The organism is Aeromonas sp. QDB54 (genome assembly GCF_027707385.1).
GTDB lineage: Bacteria > Pseudomonadota > Gammaproteobacteria > Enterobacterales > Aeromonadaceae > Aeromonas > Aeromonas hydrophila.
In genome coordinates this window covers 370,541-387,008 of sequence record NZ_JAPCIT010000001.1, presented here as the reverse complement: position 1 = coordinate 387,008, position 16,468 = coordinate 370,541, and the positions used below count along the sequence as shown (strand labels likewise).

Below are 16,468 nucleotides of genomic sequence, written 5' to 3'. Positions count from 1 at the left end.
ATTGGAGCGGGAAACGAGACTCGAACTCGCGACCCCGACCTTGGCAAGGTCGTGCTCTACCAACTGAGCTATTCCCGCCTGTACTGCTTGCTGCCAGTTGCCTGACAACGAGGCGCATTATACGTACCCCGAGCGCGGGCACAACCCTTTTTTCGCACTTTGGCCCCTTTCCCGTGCTGTTTGCTCAGGGTTTAGACGGCTTGCCCAAAAAATCCGCACCAGGCTGTGACCCCACAGGCGAATTTGAGAAAAAGTCATTGAAATGATTAGCCTTTAGTCAGAGACTTGCTGCGGTTAGTAACCGGATTCTCAATTGAAAATCACCCGATGAAATGGATCTTCAAGCCCCGTGGGCTCAGGCCGCAGCTGATGCTGGCATTTTTCATGCTAGCCATGGTGCCCTTCCTGGTCGTCACCCTGTTTTTCCTCTATAGCCACGGCAAGGATCTCACCACCCAGACTTCCAACCATCTGGTTTCCGTTCGCAACATCAAGAAGAACCAGCTGGAAGACTATTTCGGCAACCTCAAAGAGCAGATCATCAACTTCTCCCAGCAGGATTTTGCCGGCAACAGTATCGGTCGCTTCTATGGCTTCACCGGAGCCTTCGAGAAACTCGGCACCACACCGCAGGAGGCCCGTGCCCGCGCTCAGGCCCGCTATGTGCCGGGCTCCTGGGATCAGCTGCAAAAACCCGACAGCACCAGCGACATCGAACCCTCTATCAGCGCCCTGATCTTGGCGGACGAGATGTACGGCCGGGTGCACCAGCGCTTTCACCGCGGCTACGCCGATATGGTGCGCAAGTCCAACTACAGCGACATCTTTCTCATCGATCTCAACGGCGACGTGGTCTACTCGGTCACCAAGCACGCCAACTTCGCCACCAACCTGCTCTCCGGCCCCTACCAGTCGAGCGGCCTTGGCAGCACCTTCGCCAAGATCAAACGCCGCCTCGACGGCGGCCAGAAGCCGCAGCAGATCTTCGAGTTCACCGATTTTGGCCGCAACGAGCTGACCGGCCAGGTGGTCGCCTACATGGCGGCCCCCGTGATGCAATACGACTATGTGCGCGGCGTGGTGATCTTCGAGCTGCTGCCTGACAAGCTCAACCAGATCATGGCGGAACGGGAAGGGCTCGGCGAGACCGGCGAGACCATCCTCATCGGCCCGGACAAGCGGATGCGGGCCAACGCCTGGCTGGCACCCGAATTCAGCGTGGAGAATAGCTTTCGCCCCAACTTCCGGCCGCTGCAGACGCCGCTGGTGGTCAAGGCACTCTCCGGCGAACAGGGGGTCGGGCTGTTTCGCTCCTACCACGATGACGAAGTGCTGGCCGCCTACACCCAGGTGAAGGTGTTCGACACCGAGTGGGCCTTCATCGCAGAGATCTCCACCAGCGAGGCTTATCGCCCCATCCGCCAGCTGGAGACCCTGGTGATCCTGCTGGGGGCCGGCTCATTGCTGCTGCTGATCCTCTTCTCCCGCTGGCTCTCCCACTCCATCACGGCGCCGCTGCGCTCCCTCACCGCCGCCGCCGAACAGGTGGCCGACGGTGCGCTGGATCACCCCATCGCCATCGAACGCACCGACGATGACATCGACCGGCTCGCCCAGGCGTTTCGCCACATGCAGCGCTCGGTGAAGGACAAGATCGAACTCATCGAGCGCCAGACCCAGGAGCTGCAGCAGCAGGTCAAGCTGACCCACAAGCAGAACCTCAGTCTGCAACAGGCGGACAAGCTCAAAGATGAGCTGCTGGCCAACACCTCCCACGAGCTGCGCACCCCCATTCACGGCATCAAGGGGATGGCCGAGTCGATGCTTGCCAGCCAGCAGGACTTGACCGAAGGGCAGCAAAAACAGCTGGGGCTCATCATCAAGAGCGCCGACGGCCTGGCCCGGCTGGTGGACGATCTGCTCGACTACCACCAGATGCGCTACGGCCAGCTGGAGATCCACCCCCAGCCGGTCTCCTCCAAGGGAGTCATCAGGCTGGTGCTGGATCTCTGCCAGCACCTGGTACAGGCCAAGCCGCTCACCCTGGTGGACATCAGCCCGGTGGAGCTGCCGCCGGTACTGGCCGACGAGCAGCGGCTCGAACAGGTGCTCTACAACCTGGTGGGCAACGCCATCAAGTACACGCCGCAGGGCAAGGTGGTGCTGAGCGCCCTGGTGGAGGGCAACTTCCTGCGCATCAAGGTGACCGACACCGGCATCGGCATAGCCCCGGATCACCTGGAGCACATCTTCGAGCCGCTGGTGCAGATGAGCCCGGAGGTCAGCAAGCAGGGGGCCGGCCTCGGCCTCTCCATCACCCGCCAGCTGGTGCACCTGATGGGGGGCGAGCTGTTCGTGGAGAGCGAGCCGAGCGTCGGCTCCACCTTCGCCTTCACCCTGCCGCTCGCCAGCGGCAAGGCGGGCAGCCTGACCCTCGACAGCCGCCAGATCGAGCACCAGCTGGTGCGCCAGCAGCCGCTGATCCTGCCGGACTGGGAGAGCGAGGATCTCCCCCCTCCCCCCGAGGATGCGCCTCTCATCCTGGTGGTGGACGACGAGCCCATCAATTTGCACATCCTGCGCCACCTGCTGCAGCCCTGCGGTTATCGCATCCTGCCCAGCAGCGACGGCCACGATGCGCTGGCCAAGCTGGCCGAGGAGCCGGTCGACCTCATCCTGCTGGACGTGATGATGCCCACCCTCTCCGGTTTCGACGTCTGCCGCCGGCTACGCCAGCAGCACCCCAAGGAGAAGCTGCCGGTACTGCTGCTCACCGCCCTCAACCAGCCCAAAGACATCGAGGAGGGCTTCAACGCCGGCGCCAACGACTATCTGGTCAAACCCTTCTGCAAGGAGGAGCTGTTCGCCCGGGTCAGGGCCCTGCTGGAAGCCAGCGCCGGGCGCGCCTCTCTGGTAGAGAATCGCTTGCTCAAGCAGGAGATAGAGCACCGTCTGCTGCTGCAGGAGCAGCTGCATCAGGATCAGGAGCGGCTGCTGGCCCTGCTCGGTGAAGGGGCCGACCCCATGGTGTTCATCGATGGCCAGGGCACAGTGCTGTTCGCCTCGCGGGCGCTGGCCCGCCTGCTGGGTCAGGAGCCGGAAGCCATGGAGGGGCAACCGCTGGACGACTGGCTCGCCAGCCCGCTGACCAGCCAGTGGCCCGATCTGCACGATCGGGGGGAGCAGCAGCTGGCGTTTCTGGTGGCCGGCCAGAAAGACGAGCTCAATGCCCGCGCCCTGCCCATCAGCCTGGGAGGCCAGGCCGCCTTCGCCCTCACCCTCAGCACCGAGCTGCGGCAGGACGAGAACCGGGTGATGGCGCTGGAGAACGCCCTCAAGAGCCTGTCACGCCAGGCCATCATCGAGGATGGCCAGCTGCTGGGCGAGCTGAGCCGGCTGGGCGGGGAGTTCCGCTCGCTCGCCGACGACCTCATCCGCCAGCAGGATGACGAGCCCCTGCGCCGCGCCTTGGTGGACACCATGCGGCTTACCCTGGATGCCTGGCAGCAGAGCACCGGCAAGGGCAAGATAGTGCTGGCCGAGAAGAGCAAGCTGTGGCGGGTCTACATGGACCGCTCCAGCCCGCAGACCCGCACCCTCGACAAGTACCTGAGCCTGGATACCCTGCCCAAGGCGCCGCGCTGGAAGACGGTGGTCGCCACCGCCGAGTACGTGCTCAATCACGGCCAGCTCAACGAGGTCCAGCGCCAGCAGTTGCACCACAGCGCCCAGACCCTGCGCCAGCTCGCCAACCGCAAACCCTGATATCCACCGCCCAATCTGCGCCCTGGCTCACACTTGCCGGGGCGGTTTTTTTTTGTGCAGAATTAAGCCTTCGCCATACGTCAAAACGAGAGCCGATCCAATTCACACAATTGTCATGGAAGGTCGATTGACAGGGACTTATTACGCCAAAGCAATTAACATAACCTGATGATTTAAATCGAATTAAAAGCGGTTTTGACGAAATTGACGTGAGGGCGTCGATTTTTACGATATCGACGATCTGAACAGTTGTTGTTTTCCTGTTAACTCTGCTTTGCTAGGGACGTTGGATGACACAACTACAAGGGTGCAAAACCTGGCCAACATTGAGGGCCGACCTCCCCAGCATGCGAAGTCGGTGCTCAAATCCAAACAAGGAATATAAATAAGAAAGGAAATAATATGCTTGCCAAAGTATCCAAAATCTCTACTGCTGTAATGCTGGGCACCATGATGCTTGCCGGCGCTGCCGGCAACGCCATGGCGGCCGACAACAAGACGGTGCTGACCCTGGTCGCACAACAGGAGACCGCGTGGGTCAAGAACTTCAACCCCTTCCTGCAAGCGGGTCTGTTGCACACCACTCGTCACTTCATCTATGAACCGCTGGTGATCTTCAACGATATGCAGGGTGGCAAACCCGTCTATCGTCTGGCCACCCACTACGAGTTCAGCAAGGACCTCAAGTCCGTCACCTTCGATCTGCGTGACGGCGTGAAGTGGTCGGACGGTCAACCCTTTACTGCCGATGACATCCTGTTCTCCTTCAATCTGGTCAAGGCTAACAAGGCGCTGGACGAGCGCTCAATCTGGACCCAGATCAAGAGCGTCGAGAAGCTGGCCCCCAACAAGGTCAAGTTCGACCTGACCGACGTCAACACCAACGTGGTGAACGATCTGGTACTGGTACCCATCGTGCCCGAGCACCAGTGGAAGTCGGTGAAAGACCCGGTCGCCTTCACCAACGACAAACCAGTCGGCACCGGTCCCTTCACCGAAGTGGACAACTTCTCCGCCCAGCTCTACACCCAGTGCCGCAACCCACACTACTGGGACAACGCCAACCTCTCCATCGACTGCCTGCGCATGCCGCAGATGGCCACCAACGACCAGGTACTGGCCGCGGTGATGAAGGGTGATGTGGACTGGTTCGGCTCCTTCGTGCCGGACATCGAGCGCCTCTACGTCGGCAACGATCCGAAGAACAACAAGTACTGGTTCCCGGCCTCCGGCACGGTGGCGTTCAACGTCAACTTCCAGGCCAAGAAACCGGGCAACCACGAAGCCTTCAACGACATCAACTTCCGTCGCGCCTTCTCCATGGCGATGGACCGCCAGTCCATGGTGGATATTGCGGGCTACGGCTACCCGACCGTCAACGAGTACCCGTCAGGTCTGGGCAAAGCCTTTGACTCCTGGAACAACCCGGAAGTGGACAAGAAGTACGGCAAGTACAACAAGTTCGATCTGGAAGGCGCCAAGGCCCTGCTGAAACAGGCCGGCTACAAGGATTGTGACGGCGACAAGTTCCTCGACACCCCCACCTGCCAGAAGATCGAGTTCAAGGTGCTGGTACCGAACGGCTGGACCGACTGGGTCAACACCGCCCAGATCGGCGTGGAAGGGCTGCAGGCACTGGGCCTGAACGCCAAGACCGCCACCCCGGAAGCCACCGTCTGGACTGAAAACCTCATCACCGGTGACTTCGACGTCGCCCTGCAGGGTTACTTTGCCGGTGCCAACCCGCACAAGTACTTCGAGACGGCCTTCCACTCCCGCAACATGGGTGAGCGCGGCAACCGCTTTGCGGCACCCCGCTACAAGGATCCGGCGCTGGACAAGCTGATCGACGACTTTACCCAGACCGCCGATGCCGCCAAGCAGAAGGAGATCATGTTCGAGATCCAGGACAAGGTCGGTGCCAACCAGACCATCATCCCGGTATTCAACAACCCGACCTGGTACGAATACAGCACCAAGCGTTTCCACGGCTGGTTCAGTGCCGACAACCCGGTCGCCAAGCCGCAGGTTCACCCGGACACCCCGGAGCGTCTGCTGCACGTGTTGTCACTCAAGCCGAACAGCTAATCAATCCCGGCCCCCTGCGGGGGGCCCTCTTCCCCGCCCATCCCCCTTTTTTCCCGGCGCTGCCGGGGTTGGGGTAACTATGCCCGACGCGGGGCGGACCAGCAGTAAAAGGTATCATCATGGGATTCATACTGAGACGCTTTTCCTTCTATCTGGTCGCCTTTCTGGTGGCCGCCACCATCAACTTCCTGCTACCCAGAGCCATGCCGGGGGATCCCGTCTCCGTCATGTTTGCACGGGCCGGCGCCATGATGGAACCCGCCGCCCTGGAAGCCCTCAAGGCCACCTTCGGGTTCGTGGACGGCCCCATCGGCACCCAATTTCTCACCTATGTGAAGAGTGTCTTCACCTGGGATCTCGGCACCTCGGTGCGCTACTACCCCCAACCGGTCGCCGACGTGCTCGGCCGCGCCATCGGCTGGACCCTGTTCCTGGTGGGCACTTCCACCATTCTGAGCTTCTCCATCGGTTCCATCGTCGGCATCTTCGCCGCCTGGCACCGGGGCGGACGCATGGACAGCTTCCTCTCCCCGCTCACCCTGGTGATGCAGGCCATTCCGCCGGTGGTCATCTCGCTGCTGGCGCTCTTCCTGTTTGGGGTGAGTCTGGAATGGCTGCCCATCGGCTACGCCTACAGCCCGGAGATCAAGCCTGACTGGGGCTGGGAGCACATCAAGAGCATCCTGACCCACGCCATCATGCCGGTGGGCACCCTGGCCATGGTGCAGGTGGGGGGCTTTCTCATCACCATGCGCAACAACATGATCAACCTGCTCGGCGAGGACTACATCACCATGGCCAAGGCCAAGGGGCTCTCCAGCAACCGGGTGATCTTCAACTACGGCGCCCGCAACGCCATCTTGCCGAGCGTCACCGCCCTCTCCATGGCGCTGGGCTTCGTCATCGGCGGATCCCTCATCACCGAGGTGATCTTCAACTACCCGGGACTGGGTCTGACCCTCTATCAGGGCATTCTGGCCCGCGACTACCCGCTCATTCAGGGGCAGCTGCTCATCATGACCATCACCATGCTCAGCTTCAACTTCCTGGCCGACGTGCTCTACGTCTTCCTGGATCCCCGTCTGCGTACCGGAGGCAAATAAGATGCGCATGCCGACTATTCTGAAAATCCTGCTGGGCAACAAGAAGGCCGCCTGCGGCCTCTTCATCGTGGTCAGCTTCGTGCTGATGGCGCTGTTCGCCCCGCTGCTGGCCAGTTACGAGCCGACCAAGCGGGTCTCCCGCCCGCACCAGCCGCCCAGTGCCGAGTACGTGATGGGCACCACCCGCATGGGTCACGACATCTGGGCCCAGTTCACCAACGGCGCCCGCATCTCCCTGATGGTGGGCTTCGGTGCCGGTATTCTGGTGTGCGCCCTCGCCATCACGGTCGGCATCACCGCCGGCTACTTCGGCGGCGTCATAGACGAGTGCCTCACCTTCCTGATGAACGTGGTGCTGGTGATCCCCAACCTTCCCTTGCTGCTGGTGCTGGCAAGCTTTATCGGGGAGGCGTCACCGACGGTGATCGCGCTCATCATAGGCTTTACCTCCTGGGCCTATGGCGCGCGCGTCATCCGGGCCCAGACCCTGGCGCTGCGGGAGAAAGAGTTCGTCATCGCCGCCGAGGTGCTGGGCGAGCCGGCCTGGCGCATCATCCTGGTGGAGATATTGCCCAACCTCATCTCCATCATCGGGGTGAGCTTCATCGGCTCCATCATCTACGCCATCGTCACCGAAGCGACCCTGGAGTTCCTGGGCCTGGGCGACCCCACCGTCGTGAGCTGGGGCATCATGCTCTACAACGCCCAGACCTCCAGCGCCATCCTGGTCGGCGCCTGGTGGGAGATCCTGGCCCCCTGCTTCGCCATCGCAACGCTCGGTGCCGGCCTGGCCCTGCTCAACTTCGCCATCGACGAAATCGCCAACCCGCAGCTGCGCTCCCACAAGGGGCTCAATCGCTGGAAGAAACTCGCCGTCCCCGTCACCACGCCGGTGCCGGCCGTACAGGAGAAGACAGCATGAGATCGCAACAACCCCTGCTGTCGGTACGCAACCTCTGCGTCGACTACATCACCGAGAACGGCGACGTGCGCGCCGTCAACTCGGTCAGCTTCGACATCGCCCCCGGTGAAGTGTTCGGCCTGGCCGGCGAGTCGGGCTGCGGCAAGTCCACCGTCGCCTTCTCGGTAGCGCGGCTGCACAAGCCGCCCGCCTACATCAGTGGCGGCGAGATCCTGTTCAAGGGGGAGAACATCCTCCACTACGGCGACGAGCGGCTGCGCTCCTACCGCTGGCAGCAGGTGTCGGTGGTGTTCCAGTCCGCCATGAATGCACTCAACCCCGTGCTGCGGATGGAGGAGCAGTTCTGCGACGTGCTGCTGGCCCACAACCCGGGGCTGACTCGCTACGAGGCGATCAAGCGCGCCCAGGAGCTGCTCGCCATCGTCGACATCCACCCGAGCCGGCTCAAGGACTACCCGCACCAGTTCTCCGGCGGCATGCGCCAGCGGCTGGTCATCGCCATCGCCATGGCGCTCAACCCCGAGCTGCTCATCATGGACGAGCCGACCACGGCGCTCGACGTGGTGGTGCAGCGTGAGATCCTGCAGAAGGTCTATGCGCTGAAAGAGAAGTTCAACTTCTCCATCCTGTTCATCACCCACGACCTCTCCCTGATGGTCGAGTTCTGCGATCGCATCGGCATCATGTATGCCGGTGAACTGGTTGAGGTGGCGCCGGCCAAGGCGATCCTGACCGCGCCGCTGCACCCCTATACCAAGGGGCTCGGCAACTCCTTCCCACCTCTGCACGGGCCCAAGACGGTGCTGGAAGGGATCCCGGGCACCCCGCTCAACCTGCTGGAGGTGCCGGTGGGCTGCCGCTTTCAGGCCCGCTGCGCCAGGGTGCACGAGCGCTGCCGCCAGCAGTACACCAAACTGGCCGAGATCCGCCCCGGCCAACAAACCGCCTGCTACCTCTATGAGGCGCAGGATGAGCAACAAGATCCCCTGATCTATCTGGACAAGGCCGCTGGCTGTTAAGGATGTCTGTCATGCAAATCGCCCAAACCGACGCCCCCATCATCGAAGTCCAGCACCTCTACAAGGACTTCCCCGTCAACTCCAACGCCATCAAGAGCGGCAAGATGCGGGCCCTCTCGGACATCACCTTCAACCTGCACCGGGGCCGCGCCCTGGCGGTGGTGGGAGAGTCCGGCTCCGGCAAGAGCACCATCGCCAAGATCATCGCCAAGATGTACAAGCTCTCCGGCGGCCGCATCCTCTATCGCGGCCGCGACCTCGAGGAGTTCAACAAGGGCACTGCCCTGCTCGACTACCGCCAGAGCGTGCAGATGGTGTGGCAAGATCCGTTCGGTTCGCTGAACCCGACCCACACCATCTACCACCACATCGCCCGCCCCCTGCTGCTGCACAGCAAGGTGATCGACAAGAAAGATCTGCCCGACATGGTCTATGGCCTGCTGGAGAAGGTGGGGCTCACCCCTGCCAAGGCCACCGCGGCCAAGTACCCGCACCAGCTCTCCGGCGGCCAGCGCCAGCGGGTCAACATCGCCCGCAACCTGGCGGTGGAGGCCGAAGTGGTGCTGGCGGACGAGCCCACCTCCATGCTCGACGTCTCCATTCGTATCGGCATCCTCAACCTGATGGAGCAGATGAAGGATGAGCTCGGGGTCTCCATGCTCTACATCACCCACGACATCGCCACCGCCCGCTACGTGGCCGAAGATCTGGCGGTGATGTACGTGGGCCACATGGTGGAGTGGGGCGAGGTGGACGAGATCCTGCACCACCCCCAGCACCCCTACACCCAGCTGCTCATCTCGGCGGTACCGGACCCCGAGAAGAGCATCCACGCCGAGCTGGAGGGGGGCCGCAAGGGGGAGATCCCGCTCTGGACGCCGGAGTCCTGCGGCTGCCCGTTTGCCGGGCGCTGCAATCAGGCGATGCCCCGCTGCAAGGAGACCCTGCCCCCCATCAGCAAGCTCGCCGACAACCACTTCGTGCGCTGCTACCTCTACCAATGACAGATTGGCCGGACACGGCGTCCGGCCACGCCTCGCCACGGGGCCGTCAGGGCCCCGCAATGTGCCTCGCCACGCCAGGTGAGCCACAGGAGTAAGACGTTGATGGAACTCTTGATCAATCAGGTGGGTTACCAGTGCGACGGGGAGAAGATCGCCCTGTTGCAGAGCGACACCGACCTCGATATCCGCGGCCACCTCAGGCTGCTGCGCCAGGATGACGAGCGCATCCTGCTGGAAATCCCACTGCAGCCGGCCGGCCAGGTCGAGGGCTGGCAGGGGCGCCACTACTGGCGCGCCGACTTCTCCCCCTGCAAAGAGCCCGGCCACTACCGGCTGGAGGCCCTCATCCAGACGGGCGCCAAGGAGCGCATCGTGCGCACCGCCCCCTTTGCCATCGGCCAGGATTTGCTGGCGAGCCGCTGCCTCTCCGACGTCATTCACTACTTCAAGGGGCAGCGCGCCAGCGGCGCCTTCGATCGGGCCGACCGCAGCGCCCGCCTGTTTGGCAGCGAGCAGCACAAAGACGTGCACGGCGGCTGGTATGACGCCAGCGGGGATGTGAGCAAGTACCTGAGCCACCTCTCCTACGCCAACTACCTCAACCCCCAGCAGACCCCCATGGTGGTCTGGTCCCTGCTCAAGTGCCGGGAGCTCTTGGCCCCGCGCCAGGACATCGACGGGGTCAACCTCTGCAAGCGGCTCAACGACGAGGCGCTGCACGGCGCGGATTTCCTCTGCCGGATGCAGGATGAGTCGGGCTTCTTCTACATGACCCTGTTCGACAAGTGGAGCAAGGATCCCGCCCAGCGCGAGCTGTGCGCCTACGCCACCCAGCAGGGGCTCAAGTCCACCAGCTGGCAGGCAGGTTTTCGCCAAGGGGGCGGCATGGCCATCGCGGCGCTGGCCCGCGCCGCCCGCGAGAGCGTCAGCGGCGACGTTGATGCCAGCCGTTACGCCGAGGCTGCCCGCCGCGGCTACCTGCACCTGCGTGAGCACAACCTGGCCTATCTGGACGACGGGGTCGAGAACATCATCGACGACTACTGCGCCCTGTTGGCGGCGGTGGAGCTGACCCGCACCTTGGGCTCCGAATGGCTGAATGAGGCGAGAGTCCGTGCCAGCAAGCTCTGTGCCCGCCAGCGCCCCCATCCGGAGCTCGGCCACTACTGGTCGGCCAACGAGGATGGCTCGCGCCCTTACTACCACGCCGCCGAGGCGGGCCTGCCGGTGCTGGCGCTGCTGGAGTATCTCGCCATCGAGCCGGAACCGGCGCGCCAGGGGACGGCCCAGCGCGTCATCGAGCAGGCGCTGGCCGCCGAGCTGGCGCTTTGCGCCCGCCCCGGCAACCCCTTCACCCTCGCCCGCCAGTATGTGAAGGGGGTCGATGAGACGCCCCGGGTGAGCTTTTTCATGCCCCATCACAACGAGTCGGGTTACTGGTGGCAGGGGGAGAACGCTCGTCTCGCGTCGCTGGCCGCCATGGCGTTTGCCGCCGCTGCCCAGCTGCCGCGTCAGCGCAAGCCGCTGCTCACCTTCGGCCAGCACCAGCTCGACTGGATCCTGGGGCAGAATCCCTTCAATGCCTGCATGCTGGCGGGCCATGGCAGCAACAACCCCGCCTACACCGCCGGTTATCCCAACGCGCTGGGGGGGATCTGCAACGGCATCACCGCCGGCTTCGATGACGAGGCGGAGATCGCATTCATTCCAGCGGCGTACAAGGATCGGCTGGATCAGAACTGGCGCTGGGGCGAGCAGTGGATCCCGCATGCAGCCTGGTTTGCTCTGGCCATCACTTGGCAGAATGCGCAGGGAAATGGAGGTCGACATGATTGAGTACTGGGTCGGGGTCGATGGCGGCGGCACCCACACCCGTGCCCGCATTCGGGATCGGGCCGGCAAGCTGCTCGGCGAGGGGCGCGCCGCCGGCTCCAATCTGGAGCTCGGCATCGCGCTCGCCCACGGCAATGTGCTGGCCGCCATCGAGCAGGCCCGTATCGAGGCCGGCCTGGCGGAGGATGCCCAGCAACGGATGGGGGTCGGGCTGGCGCTCGCCTCCGCCGAGCTGGCCGACTGCTATCACGCCATGCTGACCATGCCCTTCCCCTTTGCGAGCGTGCGGCTCACCTCCGACGCCTTCGGCGCCTGCCTGGGCGCCTTTGGCGGTGAAGAGGGTGCCATCCTCATCGCTGGCACCGGCTCGGCCGGGCTCATCTATCGCCACGGCCAGCTGCACACCTGCTCCGGCCGCGGTTTTCCCATCTCGGATCTGGGCAGCGGCGCCTGGCTGGGGCTGCGCGCCATCCAGCAGGCGCTGCTCTGCCACAACGGCATCCTGCCCCCCAGCACGCTCGCCATTCGATTGCTCGACCACTTCAAGCGGGATCAGGCCGAGGTAGTGCGCTGGGCCGCCCGCGCCATTCCCGCCGACTACGGCCGCTTCGCCCCCTGGGTGTTCGATGCCGCCAGCGACGGTGACGAGCTCGCCTGCCAGCTGCTGGATGAGACCTGCCAGCAGCTGGCTACCCTGCTGGAGGGGATGCGCCAGCTGGGTGCCGACCGGATAGCCCTGCTCGGCGGCATCGGCATGCGCCTCGCCCCCCGTCTGGCACACCTGCCGCTGGTCAGTCCCGCTGCCGACGCGCTGGAGGGGGCCATCCTGTTTGCCCGATCGGAGGCTTATCCATGTCTGCATCCCTGAACCTGTCCCCATCCACCCCACCCCAAAGTGCGGGCCTGACCCCGGTCTGCCCGCTGCGGGGGGTGCCCATGTCAGCCCTGCGGCTCCCGGCCGGGGTTGACCAATACCACAAGGACGCTGTCTGGCTGTTCGTCCCCTTCACTCCATCAGAGGAATTTTCATGTCTGCACCCCTGATCCACACCCAGGTCGACCGACGCGACGGTGACGACGTCTGGTTTCGTTTCAGCCTGAGCCAACTGCCGGATGCCCCCTGGAAACTCCACTTCTGCCTGGCCCGCCACATCGACCCCGGCTCGGTAGAGGGGGGGGAGCTGGAGCGCCAGAGCGGCAGCTACAAGGTCTTGATCCCGCAAACGGGGGCCAGCGAGCTCAGCTTCTGTTGTCGCAACACCCCCATCAAGCGCCTCTCCGACATGCCGCGCGGCTTCTTCCTGAGCCTGCCCCAGGCCAGCGGCGGCCCCCAGCTGATGCCGGTGGAGCTGACCGGCGAGGAGCTGGGCCTGCCACAATCCGCCACTGCAGCGCCGGATCTGCCCGAGGTGGAGCCGCTCGCGGGCATCGTGCCCCAACCGGATCGGCTGTTGCTGCTGGAGGGCAACTTCCGGCTGGCGGAGCGCGCCCACGTCAGCGGCCCGAGCCCCCTGCTCGGCCCGCTGCTGGCCCACTTCAACGAGCTGACCGGGCTCGCGCTGGCGCAGGATCACGACGCCGAGATCCGGCTGGTTGAAAGCGGGCTGGGCCCGGAGGCCTACCGGCTGACCATCACCCCGGAGGAGATAGTGATTGCCGCCAGCGGCGAGGCGGGCTGGCGTCACGGCCTCGTCAGCCTGGCCCAGTGGTATCTGCAGCACGGCGAGAGCCTGCCCTGCATCGAGCTCAGCGATGCACCGCGCTTCGGTTTTCGCGGCATCTTTCTCGACTGTGCCCGCCACTTTCACTCCCTCGCCACCCTCAAGCGCCTGCTCAAACTGATGAGCCTCTACAAGTTCAACCGCTTCCACTGGCACCTGACCGATGACGAGGGGTGGCGACTCGAGATCAAGGCCTTCCCCCAGCTGACCGAGCTGGCCGCCTGGCGCGGCCACGCCCTGCCGGTGGGGCCCCAGCTCAGTGGTGGCCCCGAGCCCTACGGCGGCTACTACACCCAGAGCGAGGTGCGCGAGCTGGTGGCCTACGGCGCCGGGCTCGGCATCACCATCATTCCGGAAATTGACATCCCGGGTCACTGCCACGCCGCCATCAAGGCGCTGCCCGAACTGCTGGTGGAGGAGGCCGACCGCTCCCGCTACCTGTCGGTGCAATATTTTGACGACAACGTGCTCAACCCGGCGCTGCCCGGCACCTACCGCTTCCTGGAAGCCGTGATGGACGAGGTGTGCGAACTGTTCCCTGGGCCGCTGGTGCACATGGGAGGGGACGAGGTACCCGCCGGGGTCTGGACCGACAGTCCCGCCTGCCAGCAGCTGATGAAGCAGCAGGGGTATCAGGATTGCCGCGAGCTGCAGGGCCACCTGCTGCGCCACTGCCAGCAGTACCTGGCCGGCAAGGGCAAGCGGATGCTGGGCTGGGAGGAGATTTTGCACGGCGACAAGGTGAGCCGGGACGCCACCATCTTCGCCTGGACCAGCTTCCAGGCCGGGCTCGACGCGGCCACCGCCGGTTATCCGGTGGTGATGGCACCGGTCCAGCACCTCTATCTGGATCTGGCCTGGAGCCAGGACATCCATGAACCCGGCCTCTACTGGGCGGGTACCCTCAATCTGGCGCAGGTCTACGCATGTGACCCGGCCCCAGCCGATTTCCATGCCAACGATAACATCCTGGGGGTGTTGAGCCCCTTATGGTCGGAGCTGATCACCTCTCGCGATCGCCTCGACTATATGTTGTTCCCGCGCATGCTGGCGACCGCCGAGGTGGCCTGGAGCGATCCCGCCCGCAAGGCGTGGGAGCACTTCGCCGCCCGTCTGCCGGGCCAGCTGCAGATCCTCGACCAGCTTCAGGTGCGTTACCGGGTACCACAGAGGTAGTGTTATCTTTTTTCCTTGGCGGCCCGATGGCCGCCTTTTTTTTACGATTCGCCAACAAAACATCAACTTGCCCCTACCATTCATCCGCCATTGTTGGCAAAATTCAGCCCCCTATGAAGCCGGTCTGCCGCCTGCTGGCGCGAGCCTGCAGCCACCTCCAGATCTGCCACAATAACAACGACAAAGTTATCAACAAGAACATCGGAGCGTATTCCTATGGCCCGCAGAGACGTCCATACCCTGGACAGCGAAGTGGAGTTTCCTGCCGACGAACAACTGGTTTCCACCACGGATCTGCGCGGGGTGATCACCTACGCCAACCCCGCCTTCTGCCGCATCGCCGGCTACCCCGTCGAGGAGCTGGTCGGCCACAATCACAACCTGGTACGCCACCCCGACATGCCCAAGGCCGCCTTCGCCGATCTCTGGGCCCGCCTCAAGGAGGGCAAACCCTGGCGCGGCATGGTGAAGAACCGCTGCAAGGATGGCCGCTACTACTGGGTCGATGCCTATGTGACCCCCATCTACGAGGGCAACCGGATCAGCGGCTACCAGTCGGTGCGCTGCAAGCCGGATCCCCAGCTCAAGCGTATCGCCAGCCAGACCTACCAGGCCTTGCTCAAGGCGGAAAGCGGCACCAGCAGCCGCCTCCCCTCCCTCGCCCGTGCCCGCCTGCCGCTGCTCGCGTTGTTGCTGCTCGGCCTGCTGGGCTGGGCCGCCAGCAGTCAGGGCCCGATGACAGCCCTGCTGATGCTGCTGCCCCTGCTGCTCATCGGCGGCGCCTACTGGCGTGAGCTCTTCGCCCTGCCGCTCTATCTGCAGCAGCTCGGTCGCGAATACGACAGCCTGACCCGGCTGGTCTACTCCGGTGACGGCCCCGGCGCCATCGCCGACTTTCACATCAAGATGCTGCAGGCCCGCATCCGCACCGTGCTGGGCCGGGTCAACGATGCGACCAATCCGTTGCAGACCCTGGCCACCAACCTGAAACAGGCCTCCCATCAGGCCTGCCTCGACATCAACGAACAGGATGCCCAGACCCAGCAGATGGCCGCCGCCATGACCCAGATGGCCAGCACGGCCCACGAGATTGCCCGCAACATCCAGGACTCCAACGGCCAGGTCAGCGAGGCGCGCAGCCGCTGCCAGCACACGGACAAGCAGCTGGCCCAGACCGAGCAGCGCATCGAGCAGCTCGCCAGACAGGCAGAGCTCGCCTTCAACTCGGCGGTGGAGCTGGCCAGCGAGTCGGAGCGGATCGGCAGCGTGATGGGGGAGATCCAGGGCATCGCCGACCAGACCAACCTGCTGGCGCTGAACGCCGCCATCGAGGCAGCCCGGGCCGGTGAGCAGGGGCGCGGCTTTGCGGTGGTGGCCGACGAGGTGCGGACCCTGTCGACCCGCACCCACAAGGCGACCGAGCAGATCCAGGGCAGCATCCAGCAGATCCAGCACACCCTGGGCCGCTGGAAGGGGATGATGCAGGAGAACCTGCAGCAGACCCGCGAATGCGCCGAGATGACCCGCCAGGGCTCCAGCAGCCTGCATACCGTGCTGCAGGAGATCGAGCTGGTCACCGAGTTCTCCACCCAGATAGCCGCCGCCGCCGAGCAGCAGCAGACGGTGGTGGAGGACATCAGCCGCAGCATCAACCAGATCTCCGAGTACTCCCACGCCAACAGCCAGAAGATGCAGGAGGTCGACGACTCCAGTCAGGAGCTGCTGGAGCGGGCCAAGCAGCTCAAGGGGCTCAGCCAGACCTTCGGCTGACCCATTTGCCAGCCACCCGACAGAAGCGCCACAATGGCGCTTCTGTCGTTATTGACGAGTGATCCGG

At 64.0% G+C, this 16,468-nt stretch carries 10 protein-coding genes and 1 tRNA gene; 10 read left to right on the top strand and 1 reads right to left on the bottom strand.

Features of this window, described 5'->3' with window-relative positions:
* Positions 1-2: 2 nt before the first annotated feature.
* A tRNA-Gly gene (locus PG881_RS01780) sits at positions 3-78 on the bottom strand.
* Positions 79-327: 249 nt separating this feature from the next.
* On the opposite strand from PG881_RS01780, the gene PG881_RS01775 reads away from it, so the two are divergent.
* The 10 genes from PG881_RS01775 (at position 328) to PG881_RS01730 (ending at position 16,401) form a co-directional block, all read left to right on the top strand.
* Positions 328-3,765: an ATP-binding protein gene (locus tag PG881_RS01775; protein WP_270797857.1), complete on the top strand. Its 3,438-nt coding sequence runs from the start codon at positions 328-330 to the stop codon at positions 3,763-3,765.
* Positions 3,766-4,167: 402 nt separating this feature from the next.
* Positions 4,168-5,853 carry an ABC transporter substrate-binding protein gene (locus tag PG881_RS01770; RefSeq protein WP_139707041.1) on the top strand — a complete coding sequence of 562 codons (1,686 nt, stop codon included), beginning with the start codon at positions 4,168-4,170 and terminating at the stop codon, positions 5,851-5,853.
* Between the two features lie 119 nt (positions 5,854-5,972).
* Positions 5,973-6,956: an ABC transporter permease gene (locus PG881_RS01765; protein WP_011706883.1), complete on the top strand. Its 984-nt coding sequence runs from the start codon at positions 5,973-5,975 to the stop codon at positions 6,954-6,956.
* A gap of 1 nt (position 6,957) precedes the next feature.
* The gene (locus tag PG881_RS01760) at positions 6,958-7,878 is read left to right on the top strand and encodes an ABC transporter permease (RefSeq protein WP_130631932.1); all 921 of its coding nucleotides are present in this window, start codon (positions 6,958-6,960) and stop codon (positions 7,876-7,878) included.
* Positions 7,875-8,897, top strand: a complete 1,023-nt coding sequence (locus PG881_RS01755; RefSeq protein WP_270797856.1) for an ABC transporter ATP-binding protein — start codon at positions 7,875-7,877, stop codon at positions 8,895-8,897. The genes PG881_RS01760 and PG881_RS01755 overlap by 4 nt, the downstream gene beginning before the upstream one ends.
* Before the next feature lie 11 nt (positions 8,898-8,908).
* Positions 8,909-9,901 carry an ABC transporter ATP-binding protein gene (locus PG881_RS01750; RefSeq protein ID WP_077096090.1) on the top strand — a complete coding sequence of 331 codons (993 nt, stop codon included), beginning with the start codon at positions 8,909-8,911 and terminating at the stop codon, positions 9,899-9,901.
* A gap of 102 nt (positions 9,902-10,003) precedes the next feature.
* On the top strand, positions 10,004-11,737 hold the full coding sequence (locus PG881_RS01745; RefSeq protein ID WP_270797855.1) for a glycoside hydrolase family 9 protein: 1,734 nt from the start codon (positions 10,004-10,006) through the stop codon (positions 11,735-11,737).
* Entirely contained in the window at positions 11,730-12,602 is an 873-nt protein-coding gene (locus PG881_RS01740; protein ID WP_270797854.1) for a BadF/BadG/BcrA/BcrD ATPase family protein, read from the top strand. Before PG881_RS01745 ends, PG881_RS01740 begins: the two co-directional genes overlap by 8 nt.
* A gap of 160 nt (positions 12,603-12,762) precedes the next feature.
* On the top strand, positions 12,763-14,631 hold the full coding sequence (locus PG881_RS01735) for a beta-N-acetylhexosaminidase (RefSeq protein WP_270797853.1): 1,869 nt from the start codon (positions 12,763-12,765) through the stop codon (positions 14,629-14,631).
* Positions 14,632-14,847: 216 nt separating this feature from the next.
* Positions 14,848-16,401: a methyl-accepting chemotaxis protein gene (locus PG881_RS01730; protein ID WP_270797852.1), complete on the top strand. Its 1,554-nt coding sequence runs from the start codon at positions 14,848-14,850 to the stop codon at positions 16,399-16,401.
* Positions 16,402-16,468 lie beyond the last annotated feature (67 nt).

Coding starts and splice junctions, on each gene's coding strand:
- PG881_RS01760 (WP_130631932.1), top strand. CDS start 6,958: ATGCGCATGCCGACTATTCTGAAAATCCTGCTGGGCAACAAGAAGGCC.
- PG881_RS01755 (WP_270797856.1), top strand. CDS start 7,875: ATGAGATCGCAACAACCCCTGCTGTCGGTACGCAACCTCTGCGTCGAC.
- PG881_RS01765 (WP_011706883.1), top strand. CDS start 5,973: ATGGGATTCATACTGAGACGCTTTTCCTTCTATCTGGTCGCCTTTCTG.
- PG881_RS01735 (WP_270797853.1), top strand. CDS start 12,763: ATGTCTGCACCCCTGATCCACACCCAGGTCGACCGACGCGACGGTGAC.
- PG881_RS01745 (WP_270797855.1), top strand. CDS start 10,004: ATGGAACTCTTGATCAATCAGGTGGGTTACCAGTGCGACGGGGAGAAG.
- PG881_RS01775 (WP_270797857.1), top strand. CDS start 328: ATGAAATGGATCTTCAAGCCCCGTGGGCTCAGGCCGCAGCTGATGCTG.
- PG881_RS01730 (WP_270797852.1), top strand. CDS start 14,848: ATGGCCCGCAGAGACGTCCATACCCTGGACAGCGAAGTGGAGTTTCCT.
- PG881_RS01770 (WP_139707041.1), top strand. CDS start 4,168: ATGCTTGCCAAAGTATCCAAAATCTCTACTGCTGTAATGCTGGGCACC.
- PG881_RS01740 (WP_270797854.1), top strand. CDS start 11,730: ATGATTGAGTACTGGGTCGGGGTCGATGGCGGCGGCACCCACACCCGT.
- PG881_RS01750 (WP_077096090.1), top strand. CDS start 8,909: ATGCAAATCGCCCAAACCGACGCCCCCATCATCGAAGTCCAGCACCTC.